Here is an 18,679-nt window from a genome sequence, read left to right on the forward strand (position 1 = left end):
CCTTTTCCTCCGCTAATAACAAATCTCTTTAAGCTCCGTTCCTTCCCTTGTTTTCCGCACTATAAACAACCGGTCGTATTCGTTTTCCCCGATAGAATCCGTATGTGGCTTAGCTTTCAGGCTATGCAAAATAGGGATTACGGTATTGGAATGCCCGATCACAAGCAAACGCTTTCCCCAGTCGCCATGCCGGGTAACCTGATAAATAAAGGATTCCCCGCTGGTATCTGCCGCATAAAAACAGGTATCTATGCGCAGGTGCATGCGCAGGCTATCGGCGGTGGCCACCGTTCTTTTATAAGGTGTAAAATAAATTTTATTCAGGCCGGAATCCTTTAGCAGCCGGTATAAAGCCCCTGCCCTTTCCTGGCCGGCAACGGTCAAAGTAGAATCCGGTCCCGGGTTTCTTTCTGCATGCCTGATCACGTAAAAGGTGCCTGTTAAAAAAGTGGTGTCTTCAGATACCGGTACCGGTTGCCGGACGGGATGTTTAGGCTTACAAGCCGTAAAGAACAGGAGGGAAAGAAGTATTGGTAATATGCGCATAGTGCGGATTTAAGGCAGATGACCGCGTTACGTCCATCCAAAACTTACGGCAATTTATGATTAAACCATTACATTTATTCCCCAACAAAATAATGAACCGCTATGAGAAAATGGGTTATACCCGCCATTATTTTTTTATCAGCCAATCGCATCAGTGCCCAACAGGCAGTGCCGCTCACGGTAGAAAAGATCATGCGCGATCCCAAATGGATAGGAACTTCTCCTGATAACGTTTTCTGGGGCACCGACAACCAGACCGTTTATTTCAGCTGGAACCCCGGCAAACAACTAAGCGACTCCCTTTACTATGCCGGCGTTAAAAACAATACGCCCCGTATTACTGCTGCCGGAGAACGTTCGCTTATCAACGCCAAAGCCGGCGGTACCTGGAATACGGATAAATCGTTACTTGCTTACTCCTATGAAGGTGATATTTATTTACTGGAGATAAAAAGCGGGAAAACCACCCGCATCACCAATACCAAAGCCGTTGAGTTTAACCCGGTTTTCAGTTTCGGTGGTAAACAGGTGGTGTTTCAACAAAACCGCGACCTGTACGGATGGGACAAAGCCTCCGGTTTAATCAGTCAGCTTACCAGCTTTGAAGCAGGCAGCAAGCCCGCCGAAAAAGACGACAGTAAAACCGGCAACGCAGAAGAAAAGTTCCTCAAAGCGCAGCAGCTGGAACTGTTACAGGTAATCCGTGATAAAAAGGCAAAGAAAGACGCCGCCGAGGCATTCGACAAAGCCTACGAGCTCAAACCATTACGATCCCTGTACCTGCAAAACAAAAGATTAAGGGAGCTGCAAATCAGTCCCAACGGGCGTTTCGTTACCTATAGCCTCTTCACAGCACCTACCGATGCCCGCAACACCATCGTTCCCGAATTTGTAACCGCCACCGGTTTCACAACCGATATTGCCGCCCGCGACAAAGTGGGCGCCCCGCAAGGCAGCTTCGAAAGCTTTATCTACGACCGGGAACGTGATACGGTGTTACCTATTAAAACTACTGATCTCACCGGCATCAAAGACCTGCCCGATTACGTAAAGGACTACACGAAAAAAGACACGCCCAAAGTAAGGGAAGTAATCGTGAACGGTCCGTACTGGTCGGAGCAAGGCACACACGCCATTGCCGACATCCGTTCACAGGATAACAAAGACCGCTGGATTGTACTGCTCAACACCGAAAACGGTACCGTGAAAACACTGAACCGCCAGCGCGACGAAGCCTGGATAGGCGGCCCCGGCATCGGCTGGAGCATGGGTGGCAGCAACATCGGCTGGATAGATGAAAACACGTGCTGGTTCCAGTCGGAAGCCACCGGTTATTCACATCTGTATACCGCCAATGTAAACGATGGCAGCATCAAACCAATCACCAGTGGCAACTATGAAGTACAGGAAGCACAACTATCTCCCGATAAAAAATATTTTTACATCACCACCAATGAAGTACACCCCGGTGAAAAGCAATTTTATCGTATAGCCGTTTCCGGTGGAAAGGCCGAGCGGATCACGACTCTCCCCGGTGCCAATGAAGTAACCGTTTCTCCGGATGGCAAATGGATTGCGTTCCGTTATTCCTATTCCAACAAGCCGTGGGAATTGTATGTGCAGCCAAACACACCTGGCGCAAAAGCAGTACAGGTAACGAACCTGGCGCAGTCTGATGAATTTAAATCGTACAACTGGCGCGATCCGCAAGTGATTACTTTTACCGCGCGTGACAACCAGCCGGTATATGCCCGCTTATACACACCCGATCCTGCAAAAAACAACGGTGCAGCGGTTATCTTTGTGCATGGCGCCGGCTACCTGCAAAATGCACATAAGTGGTGGAGTTCCTATTTCAGGGAATACATGTTCCATAACCTGCTCACCGATAAAGGATATACTGTACTGGACATGGACTACCGTGGCAGCGCCGGCTATGGCCGCAACTGGCGTACAGGCATTTACCGTTACATGGGCGGCAAGGATCTGGATGATGAAGTAGACGGCGCAAAATATCTGGCAGAAAAATTGCAGGTGGACGCCCGTCGTATTGGTATATACGGAGGCAGCTATGGCGGCTTTATGACGCTGATGGCCTTGTTCACCCAGCCAGATGTGTTTGCATCAGGCGCTGCGCTGAGGTCTGTAACGGACTGGGCGCATTACAATCATGGCTACACCAGCAATATATTGAATGAACCATTCACTGACAGTATTGCTTACCGCAGGTCTTCCCCTATCTATTTTGCAGATGGACTGAAAGGCAAACTGCTGATGTGTCATGGAATGGTTGATACCAATGTGCATTTCCAGGATATTGTGCGGCTGTCGCAGCGACTGATTGAATTAGGGAAGAATAACTGGGAGCTGGCTGTGTATCCCGTGGAAGATCATGGATTTACTACGCCCAGCAGCTGGACAGATGAATATAAAAGAATACTTTTGCTCTTCGAGAGTACGCTCTTGAAGAGATGATTGCATTTTAAATTTTTTTATTTAGTTCCGTCATAATAAAAAAATTATAAAAAGGGGATACAGTGAATGATGCAGGCTAATGTTAAGGAATCTTAATATTCACCAGGATCGTTCCCGTATTCCCTTTTTCATTTTACATTAGGACCATTGTAGAATGCATGCTGACCATATCTTTACTTAAACAATATTCACATTTTCTGATGTGATTTTAACATTTAATGCGATATTGCAATGATAAAACCTAGCACAAATCCAAAAACCTTATGTGTGGAATCGTAGCTTATATCGGGCAGAGAGAAGCCTACCCGGTAGTATTAAAAGGCCTCAAAAGACTGGAATACCGCGGATACGACAGCGCGGGTGTAGCCCTGATCAATAACGGGTTACAGGTATACAAGAAAAAAGACAAAGTAGCCGCCCTCGAAGCATTCGTAGAGGGAAAAGACCTGCGGAGTCATATTGCCATCGGGCATACCCGCTGGGCTACCCACGGTGAACCCTGCGACCGCAATGCGCACCCGCATTTATCCGGCGATGGTAAACTGGCCATGATCCACAATGGCATCATTGAAAACTATGTACAGCTGAAACAGGAGCTCGTCAACCAGGGCCATGTTTTTCATAGTGATACCGATACAGAAGTACTCCTTCACTTCATTGAGGAAATCAAAAAACAAAACCAGTGTTCACTGGAAGAAGCCCTGCGCATTGCTTTAAAAAGAGTAGTAGGCGCTTATGTGATTGTACTCATTGATGAAGAAAATCCGGATACCCTCATTGCCGCCCGTAAGGGAAGCCCGCTGGTAATAGGCGTTGGCAAGGGCGAACACTTCCTCGCTTCTGATGCCTCCCCGATCATTGAATACACAAAAGAAGTAGTGTATGTAAATGATTATGAAATTGCCATCATTAAAGCAGATGAACTGATCCTGAAAAACATTTCCAACGAAAGGCAAACGCCTTACATTCAGAAGCTGGATATTGAACTGGCCGCCATCGAAAAAGGAGGCTATGATCACTTCATGCTGAAGGAAATATTTGAACAGCCGCAAACTATCTTTGATAGCTTACGTGGCCGTTTAGATGCGAAAAAAGGTACGCTCACCATGGGCGGTATGCGCGAATATGCCGATGTACTCAGCAATGCCAAACGCATCATCATTGTAGCCTGCGGAACCTCCTGGCACGCCGGGCTGGTAGCCGAATATATGATTGAAGAATTATGCCGCATCCCGGTGGAAGTGGAATACGCTTCCGAGTTCCGTTACCGCAACCCGGTAGTGGGCCCCGGCGATGTAATCATTGCTGTATCACAATCCGGTGAAACGGCTGATACGCTGGTAGCCATTGAAAGCGCCAAAGAAAAAGGCGCCATCATCCTCGGCGTTTGTAACGTGGTAGGTTCTTCTATTGCACGCTTGTCTCACGCCGGCGCCTATACGCACGCAGGTCCGGAAATTGGCGTAGCCAGCACCAAAGCGTTTACTGCCCAGCTGGCAGTGCTTTGCCTGGTAGGCTTAAAACTGGCCGCCGATAAAGGCACCATCACTCCGCAAAGGTTCCAGCACCTGCTCGATGAACTGGAACAGGTTCCTGAAAAAGTAGCCACGGCCCTGAAACTGGATGACCAGATCAAACGGGTTGCCGCCAAATATAAAGATGCACGTGATTTCCTCTACCTGGGCCGCGGATACAACTTCCCCGTTGCCCTGGAAGGAGCGCTCAAACTGAAAGAAATTTCCTACATCCACGCGGAAGGTTATCCTGCTGCGGAAATGAAACATGGCCCCATTGCACTGGTAGACGAAAACCTGCCGGTAGTAATTGTAGCCACCAAAGACAGCTACTACGAAAAAGTAGTGTCTAACATTCAGGAAATTAAAGCCCGTAAAGGTAAAGTGATCGCAGTAGTAACAGAAGGCGACAACACCATTCCCCCGATGGCGGATGATGTGATTTTTGTGCCTGCGGCAGATGAAATGGTTGCACCCATCATCTCTGTAGTACCGTTACAACTGCTCGCTTATCATATAGGCGTGCTCAAAGGTCTGGACGTTGACAAACCCCGGAACCTGGCGAAATCAGTTACAGTAGAATAAAGACAATGGAGATACTCATCTGGTTATTTTATTAGCTGCACGCATAATAAAATAACCAGATAGTCATTTCTCCTCAAATGATGTATCCTCATGAATAAGATCCAAAAAAGACCCCTCTCCGATCTGGGGTACAATTTCATTGAAACCACGTTACCGAAAGGCAAAGACGAATATTACCTCCGCAATGAGCAATGGAGCAGGCAGGACCAGTACAGGAAATTAACCGCACACGAAATAGAATCGCTGGTACGCAATGATAACACCTCCGACGACTGGAATATTATTTTTGTTTCCAACGAATTTGATCCGCAACTGGTACAACACTGTCACTTTTTTGGGATGGTACGTATCGGTAAACTGGAACCCTATTACCTGGAGTTCCATAACCTGCGGATGCCGGTAGGATTGTACAACAGTACCATCTGCGCCTGCGATTTCGGCGACAATGTAGTGGTACACAACGTAAATTATTTATCGCATTATATCCTCGGCAACGAAGTGATTGTAGCCAACGTAAACGAAATGGCTACTACCGATTATGCTAAATTTGGAAATGGTATCCTGAAAGAAGGAGAAAGCGAAAGCGGCCGCATATGGATGGAACTGTGCAACGAAAACGGTGGCAGAAGCGTGATGCCCTTTGATGGCATGCTCCCCGGAGATGCTTACCTGTGGACACGCTACCGCGATGATGAACAACTGCAACAGCAATTCAAATCCTTCACAGAAAAACAGTTTGATAAAAGACGCGGCTACTACGGTATGGTAGGTGATCGTACAGTAATTAAAAACTGTAAGATGATCAAAGATGTGACCATTGGTACCGACGCATACCTGAAAGGCGCCAACAAACTGAAAAATCTTACTATCAACAGCAACAGCGAAGCTTCTTCACAAATAGGAGAAGGCTGTGAAATGGTAAATGGCGTGATCGGCTACGGCTGCCGCGTATTCTACGGCGTGAAAGCAGTTCGTTTTGTAATGGCCTCCCACTCCCAGCTGAAATATGGCGCCCGGCTCATCAACTCCTATCTCGGTAACAACGCCACTATCTCCTGCTGCGAAGTACTGAACTCCCTCATCTTCCCGGCACATGAACAACACCACAACAACTCGTTCCTGTGTGCGGCGCTGATCATGGGTCAGAGCAATATGGCGGCAGGCGCCACTATCGGCTCCAATCACAACTCACGCGGCGCCGATGGTGAAATCATTGCCGGCAGAGGATTCTGGCCGGGCCTGTGCGTAAGCCTGAAACATAACTCCCGCTTCGCCAGCTTCACACTTATCTCCAAAGGCAATTATATGTCGGAGCTGAATATCTCCATCCCATTCAGCCTCGTGGTAAATGATGAACACGAAAACCGCCTGAAGATAATGCCCGGCTACTGGTTCCTGTACAATATGTACGCCATCGCCAGGAACTCCTGGAAATATGTTGACCGCGATAAACGCACCGATAAACAACAACTCATTGAATACGACTACCTCGCGCCCGATTCAGTAGAAGAAATATTCCAGGCACTTGCCATCATGGAAACTGCTACCGGGAAAGCATGGTACGCCCTCCCGGAAAATGCACCGAAGAAAGAACTAACGGAAAAGGACATACGTAAAAAGGGAAAGGACCTGTTAAATAATAACCCGGAAGAAGTAGCAAAGCTCACCATTCTCTCCAAAGGATTTGAAAACAGCTCCCGTGAAGTAGAACTCCTGAAAGTACACCGGGCCTATCCCCTGTTCATTGAAATGGTGGTATTATACGCTGTCAAAAATATCCTGGCAGCAGACAAACCGTCTTTCCTTGCTTTACAGGCGGCGGTAAAAACCGCCAAACGTGGCGACTGGCAGAACATCGGCGGACAACTGATGAAAGCAGAAACAGTAGCTACGCTCAAAACAAAGATCCGGAAAAACAAAATCAGCAGCTGGCCGCAACTGCATACTGCCTACGAAGAAATAGGCAACGAATATGCAGCCGACAAATTACAACATGCCGTAGCCTGCTTACTGGAAATAAAAGACAGCTCCCTGAAAAACATGACCACCGCCGATCTCGCACAATGGATGAATGATTCTGTTGTAACGATGGAGTGGATCACCGCACAAATTAAACGCTCCAGGGAAAAAGATTACAAAAATCCATTCCGCCAGCTGGCCTATGAAAGCGAAAAAGAAATGAACGCAGTAATAGGCAGCCTGGAAGATAATAGTTTCATTAAACAAACTGCTGAAGACCTGGAAAAGTATAAATTGCAGGTAAATAAAACCATCAGCGAATGGGAGCTATAGAAAAAGTAAGATGCCACTGGTCTAACAAAGACAAGCTTTACCAGGACTATCACGACAAAGAATGGGGTACTCCCTCTCATGAGGATAAACATCTCTTTGAAATGTTATGCCTGGAAGGTGCGCAGGCTGGTCTTAGCTGGTATACCGTACTTACCAAAAGAGAGAACTACCGCAAAGCCTTTGATAACTGGGACGCTAAAAAAATAGCGAAATACGATGACGAAAAGGTGGAAGAACTGATGCAGAATGAAGGCATCATCCGTAACCGTCTTAAAATAAAATCCGTAATCGGGAATGCCAAAGCATACCTCGCGGTTCAAAAGGAATTTGGCAGTTTTGACAAATACATCTGGTCATTTGTGAACCACAAACCGATCGTTAACCATTACCGTAGCGGTATGGTTGGCGTTCCTGCCAAAACAGCCATCTCGGATGCCATGAGCAAAGATCTGCTGAAGCGGGGATTTAAATTTGTAGGTTCCACTATCTGCTACGCCTATATGCAGGCTACCGGTATGGTGGATGATCATATGGAAGATTGCTGGAAAAAGTGATCGCCTTCGGCGATGGTAAATTGTCTTGGAGCAGGATTGCGCAGATTATACTGATTTATTGGATTTGATCATATTTGATTTTAAATGATTAAGGGAGATAAAAGCGAATATTCGCCTATATCTCCCTTAATCATTTATAAAAATCCCAAAAATTAAATCAAAAAAATCAGTATAATCTGCGCAATCCTGCTCCAAGACAATTTACCATCGCCGAAGGCGATCCTACTCGATCCGTACCTCGCTAAGCGAAGCATTACCGAGGAAGGAGTAATCCGTAAGCGTATTCAGAAAGAAATACAACTGCCGCTTTTCCTGGTCCGATAACCGGATGCCCTGCTTCACCAATGGGTCGGTGGTGGGAGTTACCTTCACACCATGATCGTAGAAGTCAAAAACCTGGAAAATATCGAAGAAACGTCCATCGTGCATATAAGGGGCGCTTTTGAGAATATTGCGCAGGGAAGGCACCTTAAAACGAAGATTATCATCTGTACTCCCGGTAATCTTCATTCTGCCCACATCATTCAATGCCGCTAAATATGGCAGGCCATTACTGCGGTAGGTAAGATCCGTGAACAACGGCTCCTTATGACAGGCCGCACACTTCTCCTGGAAAACGGTGTACCCTGCGTTCTCTTCAGCAGTGAAAGCAACACCGGGTAATTTAAGCATTACGCTGTCGTATTTGGAACCGGCAGATACCATCGTGGCAACAAACTGCGTGAATGCTTTGAACATGCGCTCACTGGTGATCTCCTCCGTACCAAAAGCCGCTTTGAACATCGCCCTGTATTTGGGATCTGTCTGCATTTTCTGCATCAGCTCTTTCAGGTCTACCGCCATTTCGTTGTGGTCTGTTAACGGGGTGAGGGCCTGTATTTCAAGATGATTCACGCCACCATCCCACATAAACGCCTTTTGCCAGATCATATTGAACAACACCGGTACCGAGCGGATGCCCTGCTGACCAGCCACACCATGCGCCAATGCGTGATCAAAATGGCCGAAAGCCGCAAACTGCTGGTGACAAAACCCACAGGACACGGTGCTGTCCTGCGACAGGCGGTAATCATAAAACATAAACCGGCCCAATGCCACGCCTGGTTTGGTGAGCGGGTTACGGGTAAAGTCATATACCGGCCGCGGGAAATGCGCAGGCAACTGCAATAAAAAGGGCTCCGGCCCTTTTACCGCGCGCTTCTTTGTACCTGCCTGTACCAACACCAGCAACAGGCAAAACGCCCCAACGATATATATCACTCTATGATTCACGCAGCGGTTAATTAGAGATGCCTGTTATGTTAAACATATGCTGATAGTTACCGGCTACCTGTCTTGCTTTTACACCCGGCGCCATAATCACGGTTATCTTTTTAAAACTAACGGTATCAGGTAAAAACCACTTTTCCACATTGGCAGTAACATTAATACGGGGTTGCTTATCTGCCGAAATTGTCAGCGGCTGCGGAAGCGGCAGGGTCACATATTTCAGCACACCGTCTTTCGATTTATAGCCACCGCAATGAAACAGGAACTCCTGCATGGGCGTGTTTACTGCTGTGGAGTGGCCTTCTATCTGCGCCATAATATACCCGCTGTTCCAGGTCCAGAACATACCGGATTCCACGGCCAGTGCGCCGGTTTGCACGCCACTCACATTACGGATACTATCTACCCCGATCAGGAAACGGATACTTTTATATTCGCCGGCAGGAATACTATCCAGCCGGATATTTTTTGAACTGTCTATCGCATCATCTACCAGGAAATAAGCAGGCGGCAAAGTAACAACGCTGCCATTGGCAGCCTCCAGTGAAAAGTTGCTGAGGAAATAACGGAAACGGCTGATCGTAAAAGCTTCTCCGGAAGCATTGGTGTAGGTAACCTCTTTCCTTACCAGCGGCTGCTGCCCCATAACGTGGGTGAACGACAATTGCAGGGAAGGTACAGGCCCGGGATCAGCAGGCATCCCGGCAAACAACGTGGTTATAACCAGGAACCAGCAAGCATAGGAAACAAAAATCCGCAAAATCATGGTATCCTCTTTTGTTAAAGAAAGTTACAATGATTTTGCGGATTAAATATTAAAAAGAAATCAGCTGACTAAACTCTTTTATATCCTTTCCAGCCGTACAAAAACACCACTACAAAGCAGAAAGTAGGAATGCCGTAAGAAATGGCCAGCGACTGCCATTCCGTTACAATACCCATCAGGTAAGGAACAGAAGCGCCACCTACGATAGACATTACCTGGAAAGAAGCGCCGCGTTTGGTATGTACACCCAGGTCTTTTACGCCCAATGCAAAAATGGTTGGGAACATGATAGACATGAAGAAGAAAATAGCAATAAGCGCATACACGGCAGGAGCCCCGTCACCAGTCATTACAAAAGCGCTTAACGCCACATTGATAAGCGCATAAATCGCCAGTAATTTATTGGGAGCTATTTTACGCATTAGCGCAGTACCCACAAATCGGCCGCCCATGAACAATCCCAGCCCTACAGACAACAGATAAGAAGCATTTTCAGTAGTAATACCATGCCAGTAGGCTGTTACATAATTGATAAACAACGCGCCCACACCAACCTGCGCAGCCACATAAAAGAACTGCGCTATTACTCCCAGCACAAAATGACGGTGAGCAGAAAGCGGGCGGGTATCTGCCATCACCTGTTCTCTTTCCTGTTCGTCCTCTTTAATTTCAGGCAATGGTGTTCTGTAGAAGAATCCTGCTATCAGCAACACTACTATGCCTATTACAATGTAAGTGAGCTTTACAGTAGTAAGATCTCCGGTGCCGCTGCCAAAGAACAGTTTACCGCCAATAATAGGTCCGAGAAAAGATCCCAGCCCGTTAAAGCACTGTGATAAATTTAACCGTTGCTCAGAAGTAGCCGGATCTCCCAACACCGTTACATATGGATTGGCAGCCGTTTCCAGGCAGGCCAGTCCGCAGGCGAGGATAAATAATGCCAGCAGGAAGAAATCAAAACTCAGCGCACCGGCTGCCGGGAAAAACAGGAAAGCGCCCGTAGCATACAGCAGCAGGCCCAGGATAATTCCTTTCTTGTAGCCGAATTTATTCATGAACATACCTGCCGGTAATGCCATGAGGAAATATGCGCCGAAATATGCGCCTTGTAATAAAGTAGAACGTTTGGTAGTGATGCTCAATACTTCCTGGAAATGTTTGTTCAACACGTCCAGCAGTCCGTATGCCAGTCCCCATAAGAAGAACAGGCTGGTAACCAGGATCAGCGGGAACAGGTAGTTGCCAGGCTTTGCGCCTGTATCTTTACTGGTGGTATAGGTGGAATTACTTACTGCGCCTCCGGCCATAACGAAGAATTTAATGTTTCAGGTGATTGAATATTGGTAACGGTATTGGCTCTTTATCCTTAGCTGATGGATCTGTCGAGATGAGTGTAACCACCATCTACGTATACGATTTGTCCGGTTGTATGAGAAGAACGTGGTGACAGCAGGAATACGGTGCTGTTGGCAATTTCTGTTGACGTGGTCATTCTTTTTTCGAATGGAATGTTAGCGGTGATAGCCGCCAGTTTTTCTTTTGGATTGGGTAACGAATTAATCCAGGTTTCATACAGCGGCGTCCATACTTCAGCAGGAATAACCGTATTTACACGGATGGAGTAAGGCAGCAATTCCACCGCCCATTCGCGGGTAAGCGCATTGATAGCGCCTTTGGAGGCCGCATAACCACTGGTGTTGCCCTGGCCGGTATCGGCTACTTTAGATCCGATGTTCACAATATTTCCTTTGGTGGCCTTCAGGTACGGCAATGCAAAATGCGCCAGGTTGTAGTAGTGCGATAAGTTATTCTGCAACGACTGCATAAACCGCTCCGGGCTGCCATTTTCCAGTCCTACGCCATCATTGGCGCCGGCATTGTTTACCAGGCCATCTATTTTACCATACTTTGCTATTGTTTCAGAGATCACTTTTTTACAATCTTCCACTTTACCCAGTTCTGCGGTAACGGCCATCGCTTTACCACCCACCGCGATAATTTCGTTCATTGTTTTTTCATTATCGGCAGTACTCCGGCCGGCAATCACAGCGATGCCGCCTTCAGCTGCTATCAGCTTTGCAATAGCTTCCCCGATTCCTTTTGCACCACCGGTAACGATAATCACTTTCTCCTGTAATCCTAAATCCATAGTATGTATGATATTATTTTTTATAGATGATAAAATGAGCGGGCATTCCCTCCCATTATCTGTTCTTGTTCACTTGTTGATAAGGTGCTGATGAAATCGGTAACGATTCCCTTCACTTCATGGTACCTGGCGGCTACGAGACATACGGGCCAGTCGGAACCATACACCAGCCTGTTGGCGCCAAAGGCATCGAGCGTTACTTCCAGGAACGGCCGGAAGTGTGCCGGTTCCCACTGCTGCCAGTCGGCTTCCGTAACCATGCCGCTCAGTTTGCAGTATACATTCGGCGACTGTGCAATGCGGCGCATATGTGCTGCCCATGCGTCCAGTTCACCGGCTTTGATATCGGGCTTGGCCAGGTGATCAATGATCAGCGGCTGCTCCGGGAACTGCCGTACAAATTCTTCTACCGCAGGTAACTGTTTCGGATATACGAGAATATCATAGGTGAATTGATGTTTCGCCAGCGCTTTGATACCGCGGCAGAAATGTTCACCGAGAATAAACCGGTTATCCGGTTCCCCCTGTACAATATGCCGGAAGCCTTTCAGCTTCGGATGCGTGGCATATTGCGCCAGTTGTTCATCGATATTTTCAGCGCGGAGGTCTGTCCAGCCCACCACACCTTTAATAAAATCATGCTTATCTGCCAGTGCCAGTAAAAAGGCGGTTTCATCTGCCGACTGATCTGCCTGTACCGCTACACAGCCGTGAACGCCGTTTTCGGCCAGCACCGGGGCCAGGTCTTCCGGGTAAAAATCACGACGGATTGCTTCCATCGATTCATCGATCCATGCGTCGCGGACAGGATCGTATTGCCAGAAATGCTGATGTGCGTCAATAACCATGTAAATATTTTTTGCATACCGGGCGCCGGAACTTCCGTTGCCCGGTATACTTTACAATGCAAAAATCTGGTCCATAATAATCCACTTCTCTCCTTCCTTTGCTACCGGCAATGCCTGCTGGTATTTCCACATAAGTTGTTCCCATACCTTTACGGCGGGGTTGGCAGCGTCCATCGCATCTTTACGTTCAAAGGAGAAAGTATCATCCACTTCCATGATCATAAACAGGCGGTTCCCGGCACGGTAAATATCCATTACGGTAATGCCTGCGTCTGTGATACTCTTCTTTATTTCAGCGGATACGTTGCGGTGATACCCTTCATATTCGCTGATCAACTGCGGATCATCTACCAGATCCAGCGCCAGACAATATCTTTTCATAATTACTATTTATACGCTACAGCAGTTTGTTTGGAAGTACCCAAACCATCAATGCCCAGTTCAATCACATCGCCTGTTTTGAGGAATACCTGCGGGTTCATGCCCAGGCCCACACCAGCCGGTGTACCGGTAGAAATCACATCTCCCGGAAGCAGGGTCATAAACTGGCTCAGGTAAGCCACTACATAGGCTACATTGAATATGAAATTGGAGGTATTGCCATCCTGCATTTTCTGACCGTTAACGGTGAGCCATAAACGAAGATTATTCACATCGGCAATTTCATCTTTGGTGGCCAGCCACGGACCTAACGGCGCGAATGTATCACAGCTCTTTCCTTTTACCCACTGTCCGCCTCTTTCAATCTGGAAAGCTCTTTCGCTGTAGTCGTTATGCAGGCAGTAACCGGCTACATAGTCCAAAGCGTCTTTTTCTTCCACATAACTGGCTTTTTTGCCAATCACCACTGCCAGTTCCACTTCCCAGTCGGTTTTCTGACTGTTGCGCGGAATCACCAGGTCGTCGTTTGGCCCCACCAGTGCACTGGTACTTTTAAAGAACACGATAGGTTCTGCAGGAATGGCCGCATTGGTTTCCCGCGCGTGATCTGCATAGTTAAGACCGATGCAGATAATTTTGGAAGGACGAAGGATAGGTGAGCCCAAACGGGTGCCGGCAGGTACCTGTGGACATTCCGCTGCATGCGCTCCATACCATTCGGATAAGCGCGCCAGCCCGTTGGTTTCAAAGAATTTCTCTCCAAAATCTTCACCAAATGCACTCACGTCAAACATTCCCGCTGCGGTTGCAACACCCGGTTTTTCTTCTCCCGGTAAACCAAACCTGATCAGTTTCATATCGATATTATTTATTTATTAGTCTTACTTAATTTCTTTCAGTGTTTTAATCTGTAACCTTCCGTTTTCCACATGCAGGTCAATCACCGGTTCTGCTTTACCATCTTTTACAAAAGAGAAATACACATGATCATCCTGTCCTGTTGGCTGGATCACGCCTTTACTGCCACTGGGCACAGGCATGTACATGCTTTTACGAAGACCACCAAATTCCACATACAGCTCCAGGCTGTCGGGTGAAGCATCCGGCTTGATCTCTGCGATAAAATCTGCCAGGATATTACCCGACTGGATGCTCTTTTTATACTGCTGCAACAATTCGCCTCCGGCGGATACCTTACCAAGACCCAGCGTACCTTCCATGTACGCCCAGATAGGCTCTGGCGGCGTGGCAGCCCATAATATTTTAACGTCTTTTTTACTGTCTACAAAAGCGTGGTAATAACGTGGCTGATGATTCGCTTTCATAACGCCGATATAACAGCTGTTGGGTTCATTCCACAACACTTTATAAAGGTCTGATTCCGGCACGCCTTTCAGGATCGCCTGTTCAAAAGTTTTTTCCTTTGTGCCTTCTTTCAGCTGAACTTTAATCGTGATCAGCGAAGTATCTTTTTCCTTATCAGAAAAAGTAACAGACACAGTGCCATCCGGTGTGGCTGGCTTTACCACCGATGCGGAATCCCCGGTGGCAGCGCCTTTGTTATTACCGGAATTACAGGCAGATAATACGGCTATTGCTATTGCCAGCCCTATTCGAAAATGTTGCATGATATAACTAAAAATTAATGAATGAATAACTCGAAAGATACGGGTAATCGTCCGCACTTTAAAACACGCATCACATTAATTATTAATTATTAAGTCTGATAAAACCTCCATCAATCGGGTAGTCGGTTCCGGTAATAAAGCCTGCTTCGTCGGAACACAGGAACAACGCCAGGTTGCCTACTTCCACCGGCTTGGCCATGCGGCCGATCGGTTGGGTTTTACTCAGTTTTTCAAACATTTCCGCTTCCCTGCCCGGGTAGTTCTTGGCAATAAATCCATCTACAAACGGTGTGTGTACTCTTGCGGGCGACACACAGTTACAACGGATATTAGCGCCGAGGTAATCTTTCGCCACGGATAATGTCATGGTCAGTACCGCGCCTTTACTCATCGAGTAGGCCAGCCTGTCCGGTATACCTACACTGGAAGCGATGGATGCCACATTCAGGATCACACCGCCGCCCTGTGCTTTCATTTGTTTGATCACTGCATACATGCAGTTGTAGGTGCCCTTTACATTTACCTGGTACACCTTGTCGAAGTCCTGTTCAGCCGTATTTTCGAGGTTACCCACATGAGCAATGCCCGCGCAGTTCACCAGAATGTCCAGTTTACCGGCCGTTTGCACAATACCATCCATTACAGCGATCACCGCTGCCTGGTCGGCTACGTTGCACGCATGCACAGTTGCCTGGCCACCTGCTGCCCTGATTTCCTCTGCCGTGGTTTTACCGCCTTCCTCATTCAGCTCCAGGATATGCACCTGTGCGCCCTGTGCCCCGAATGTTTGCGCTATTGCCTGTCCTATACCGCTACCACCACCTGTGATAACTGCCACTTTATTATCTAATCTGAACAGTTCCATCGTTTAAAAATTTAAGGGTTCTAAAATACCTATTAATATAAGGTGATTGCAATTGTATTTTCACTGTATTTCATACTTTCTTGCCTAATTTTCGCAAAATTCAATAATCAGGTCCAAATACGGGGCTTTTTCTGCAATTTTAAGCACATGAAAATAATACTGTTATCAGCGCTCCTGTGGACCATTTCCGGTCAGCTATCCGCCCAGAAAATACCGGTTAACAAATACGGCCTCGCAGTATTGAGTACCCGGCAGCAATATGACCAACTGGTAAAGGCCGACAGCAACCAGCTGCTCGTTGACCTGGAAAAGTATATACCGGGTATTAAAAAAGATGTGCGTTACGCCACTACCAATAACTTCACCAAACAACAACTCTATACCCGCACGGATATTTATCTCCGGCTGCCGGCAGCGAAAGCCCTCAAAGCCGTGCAGGAAGCCCTGCGCAAAAAAGGATACGGCCTGCTCATTTACGATGCCTACCGTCCTTATCATGTAACGGAAACGATGTTTAAAATAGTACCCAACGACCTCTATGCGGCAGATCCCCGCAAAGGATCGGGGCACAACCGCGGCGTGGCAATAGACCTCAGTATGATAAACCTGAAAACAAATAAGCCCGTGGCAATGCCTACGGACTTTGATGATTTTACCACAAAAGCACATGAAAACTACACCCCGCCGGACCCGGCAATAGCGGCCAACCGCAAGTTGTTAAGAGATACCATGAAGCAACATGGCTTTAAAGGAAGTTCTACAGAATGGTGGCACTTCTATCTGCCGGATTATAAAAAATACCCGCTGATGGATATCTTCTTTTAAGATTATGGAATTGTTACGGTATCCACCCGGTTGGGAATCCCCTGCCACTTTAAATAGTAGGTGCCGTTATCAGCAGGTACAAAAGAATAAGTTTTGGTTTGTGTAGTGAATGCCTGGGTGCAAGCAGTGCAGGTGTTGTACAGGTATTCCGCCTTTAGCAATACAGTATCTTTGTCCCTTACCTCCACAATCTTGTTAATAGTGTAACAGGAATTAGGGAAAGTGCAGCTTACATCATAAAAAACACCATTCTGCCCCCTTGCCTCGTTAGTGGATTTACCCATGTATTTCGCGCCGCCAATATCAGCCCATCCATACTGGGAGCAATTGTCCCCGTCTTTGGTGCAGCCGGCAAAAAATAAAATGGTCAGGAGTAGGGTAATTGTTCTCATCAGGGAAAATGTTTCACCTGTAGAACGAAGGGGCGGAGGAAAAGTTACAAAGCGAAGGGGAAGGGCTCCCCTTCGCTGTTATATTTAATATATCTTGTTCAACGCGTCTACATAAGCATGCACAGAGGCATTCACGATATCAGTAGAAATACCGAAACCGTAGTACGACTGGCCGTTATGTTTTACGCGCATATTTACTTTACTCACATCGTCGCTGCCGCCGCGCATGGATTGAATATTAAATTCATCCAGCTCAATATCATCTTTAATAATATCGTGGATAGCGTTGATGGTGGCATTAACGGGGCCATTACCGGCAGCACTGGCTTCTTTTTCTTCGCCATTGATACGCAGTTTAACGGTAGCCATCGGGCGGAGCGGATCGCCGCAAACCACCTGCAGTAAGGTTACCTTGATGGCATTGTCGCCATAGGTTTTGGCATCGCCGTCGCCCATCAGTTCCAGCAAATCGGCATCGTTGATTTCTTTTTTGGTATCCGCCATCAGCAGGAAGCGTTGGTACACTTCGTCGATGTTGACTCTTTCCAGGTTGTATCCCAGGCGCGACAGGTGATGCTTCAGAGCATGACGGCCGCTGCGGGCAGTGAGGATAATGGAGTTGGAGTTGATCCCTACATCTTCCGGGTTCAGGATTTCGTAGTTTTCGCGGTGTTTCAGTACGCCATCCTGGTGGATGCCGGAGCTGTGTGCAAATGCGTTGCGGCCTACAATGGCTTTGTTGGGCTGTACCGGCATGTGCATCATGGTTTCCACGAGATTACTGATTTCGTAGATTCCTTTTGAGTTGATCTGGGTGTGATAACCCAGCGCATGATGCGTTTTCAGGATCATGGCCACTTCTTCCAGCGAGGTGTTACCGGCGCGTTCACCAATACCATTGATGGTACATTCCACCTGGCGGGCGCCGTTGATAATACCTGCAATGGTATTGGCAGTAGCTAAACCGAGGTCGTTATGACAGTGAACGGAGATGATCGCTTTATCGATATTGGAAACGTGGTCTACGAGGTACTTGATTTTTGCGCCATACTGGTCGGGCAGGCAGTAACCGTTGGTATCGGGGATGTTCACGGTGGTAGCACCGGCTGCAATCACGGCTTCGATCATGCGGGCCAGGTATTCATTGTCTGCGCGGCCGGCATCTTCTGCATAAAATTCCACATCATCGGTGAACTTGCGGGCGTAGGATACAGCGGCTACTGCACGTTGTAAAATTTCGTCGCGGGTGCTGTTGAATTTATACTTGATGTGCATATCGGAAGAACCGATACCGGTATGGATACGCTTGCGTTTTGCGAAGCGCAGGGCATCCGCGGCAGCGTCGATATCTTTATTATTGGCACGGGTAAGTGCGCAGATCACGGGCTCTGTAACCGCTTTGGAAATTTCCACCACGCTCTGGAAGTCGCCCGGACTTGAAATCGGGAAACCTGCTTCGATGATATCTACGCCTAATGCTTCGAGTTTTTTAGCTACTTCAATTTTTTCAACGGTTGTCAGCTGACAGCCGGGGACCTGTTCTCCATCACGCAAGGTGGTATCAAAGACGTATACACGATTTTTATCCAT

Annotated in this window: 17 protein-coding genes; 5 read left to right on the forward strand and 12 right to left on the reverse strand. The window is 47.4% G+C overall.

All coding sequences use genetic code 11. The annotated features are described in order from the left end of the window. Positions 1-12: 12 nt before the first annotated feature. Positions 13-546, reverse strand: a complete 534-nt coding sequence (locus B5Z18_RS08500; RefSeq protein ID WP_079468938.1) for a histidine phosphatase family protein — start codon at positions 544-546, stop codon at positions 13-15. Between the two features lie 102 nt (positions 547-648). Here B5Z18_RS08500 and B5Z18_RS08505 point away from each other — a divergent pair, with 102 nt between their 5' ends. From B5Z18_RS08505 to B5Z18_RS08520, 4 genes are all read left to right on the forward strand, one after another. Continuing rightward, positions 649-3,021 carry a S9 family peptidase gene (locus B5Z18_RS08505; protein ID WP_079468939.1) on the forward strand — a complete coding sequence of 791 codons (2,373 nt, stop codon included), beginning with the start codon at positions 649-651 and terminating at the stop codon, positions 3,019-3,021. Between the two features lie 263 nt (positions 3,022-3,284). Continuing rightward, positions 3,285-5,120 carry a glutamine--fructose-6-phosphate transaminase (isomerizing) gene (gene glmS / locus B5Z18_RS08510; protein ID WP_079468940.1) on the forward strand — a complete coding sequence of 612 codons (1,836 nt, stop codon included), beginning with the start codon at positions 3,285-3,287 and terminating at the stop codon, positions 5,118-5,120. A 90-nt stretch (positions 5,121-5,210) separates the two neighbouring features. Beyond that, on the forward strand, positions 5,211-7,412 hold the full coding sequence (locus B5Z18_RS08515; RefSeq protein WP_079468941.1) for a DUF4954 family protein: 2,202 nt from the start codon (positions 5,211-5,213) through the stop codon (positions 7,410-7,412). Further along, complete coding sequence (locus B5Z18_RS08520) at positions 7,400-7,966, forward strand: DNA-3-methyladenine glycosylase I (RefSeq protein WP_079468942.1); 567 nt, start codon at positions 7,400-7,402, stop codon at positions 7,964-7,966. Before B5Z18_RS08515 ends, B5Z18_RS08520 begins: the two co-directional genes overlap by 13 nt. A 222-nt stretch (positions 7,967-8,188) precedes the next feature. Here B5Z18_RS08520 and B5Z18_RS08525 read toward each other — a convergent pair whose 3' ends face one another. The 9 genes from B5Z18_RS08525 to B5Z18_RS08565 form a co-directional block, all read right to left on the reverse strand. Beyond that, positions 8,189-9,238 carry a cytochrome-c peroxidase gene (locus B5Z18_RS08525; RefSeq protein ID WP_079468943.1) on the reverse strand — a complete coding sequence of 350 codons (1,050 nt, stop codon included), beginning with the start codon at positions 9,236-9,238 and terminating at the stop codon, positions 8,189-8,191. A 7-nt stretch (positions 9,239-9,245) separates the two neighbouring features. Then, on the reverse strand, positions 9,246-10,001 hold the full coding sequence (locus B5Z18_RS08530; protein WP_079468944.1) for an MbnP family protein: 756 nt from the start codon (positions 9,999-10,001) through the stop codon (positions 9,246-9,248). A 68-nt stretch (positions 10,002-10,069) separates the two neighbouring features. Then, positions 10,070-11,308 (reverse strand): sugar MFS transporter, encoded by a 1,239-nt coding sequence (locus tag B5Z18_RS08535; RefSeq protein WP_079468945.1) that lies wholly within the window; start codon positions 11,306-11,308, stop codon positions 10,070-10,072. A gap of 59 nt (positions 11,309-11,367) precedes the next feature. After that, positions 11,368-12,150 carry an L-fucose dehydrogenase gene (locus tag B5Z18_RS08540; RefSeq protein WP_079468946.1) on the reverse strand — a complete coding sequence of 261 codons (783 nt, stop codon included), beginning with the start codon at positions 12,148-12,150 and terminating at the stop codon, positions 11,368-11,370. 20 nt (positions 12,151-12,170) lie between these two features. Continuing rightward, a complete protein-coding gene (locus B5Z18_RS08545; RefSeq protein ID WP_079468947.1) occupies positions 12,171-12,998 on the reverse strand; it encodes an amidohydrolase family protein in 828 nt (275 codons plus the stop codon). Between the two features lie 51 nt (positions 12,999-13,049). Continuing rightward, positions 13,050-13,379, reverse strand: coding sequence for an L-rhamnose mutarotase (locus tag B5Z18_RS08550; RefSeq protein ID WP_079468948.1), 330 nt, complete (start codon positions 13,377-13,379; stop codon positions 13,050-13,052). 5 nt (positions 13,380-13,384) lie between these two features. Then, on the reverse strand, positions 13,385-14,236 hold the full coding sequence (locus B5Z18_RS08555; RefSeq protein ID WP_079468949.1) for a fumarylacetoacetate hydrolase family protein: 852 nt from the start codon (positions 14,234-14,236) through the stop codon (positions 13,385-13,387). Positions 14,237-14,260: 24 nt separating this feature from the next. Next, a complete protein-coding gene (locus B5Z18_RS08560; protein WP_079468950.1) occupies positions 14,261-15,007 on the reverse strand; it encodes a hypothetical protein in 747 nt (248 codons plus the stop codon). An 82-nt stretch (positions 15,008-15,089) separates the two neighbouring features. Beyond that, complete coding sequence (locus B5Z18_RS08565) at positions 15,090-15,872, reverse strand: SDR family NAD(P)-dependent oxidoreductase (protein WP_200817216.1); 783 nt, start codon at positions 15,870-15,872, stop codon at positions 15,090-15,092. A gap of 147 nt (positions 15,873-16,019) precedes the next feature. Here B5Z18_RS08565 and B5Z18_RS08570 point away from each other — a divergent pair, with 147 nt between their 5' ends. Continuing rightward, on the forward strand, positions 16,020-16,697 hold the full coding sequence (locus B5Z18_RS08570) for a M15 family metallopeptidase (RefSeq protein WP_079468951.1): 678 nt from the start codon (positions 16,020-16,022) through the stop codon (positions 16,695-16,697). Positions 16,698-16,699: 2 nt separating this feature from the next. Here B5Z18_RS08570 and B5Z18_RS08575 read toward each other — a convergent pair whose 3' ends face one another. Together B5Z18_RS08575 and B5Z18_RS08580 are read right to left on the reverse strand one after the other, a co-directional pair. Further along, a complete protein-coding gene (locus B5Z18_RS08575; protein WP_079468952.1) occupies positions 16,700-17,089 on the reverse strand; it encodes a hypothetical protein in 390 nt (129 codons plus the stop codon). 84 nt (positions 17,090-17,173) lie between these two features. Further along, a complete protein-coding gene (locus B5Z18_RS08580) occupies positions 17,174-18,679 on the reverse strand; it encodes a 2-isopropylmalate synthase (protein ID WP_079468953.1) in 1,506 nt (501 codons plus the stop codon).

Source organism: Chitinophaga ginsengisegetis (assembly GCF_900168065.1).
In the GTDB taxonomy this organism is placed as follows: domain Bacteria; phylum Bacteroidota; class Bacteroidia; order Chitinophagales; family Chitinophagaceae; genus Chitinophaga; species Chitinophaga ginsengisegetis.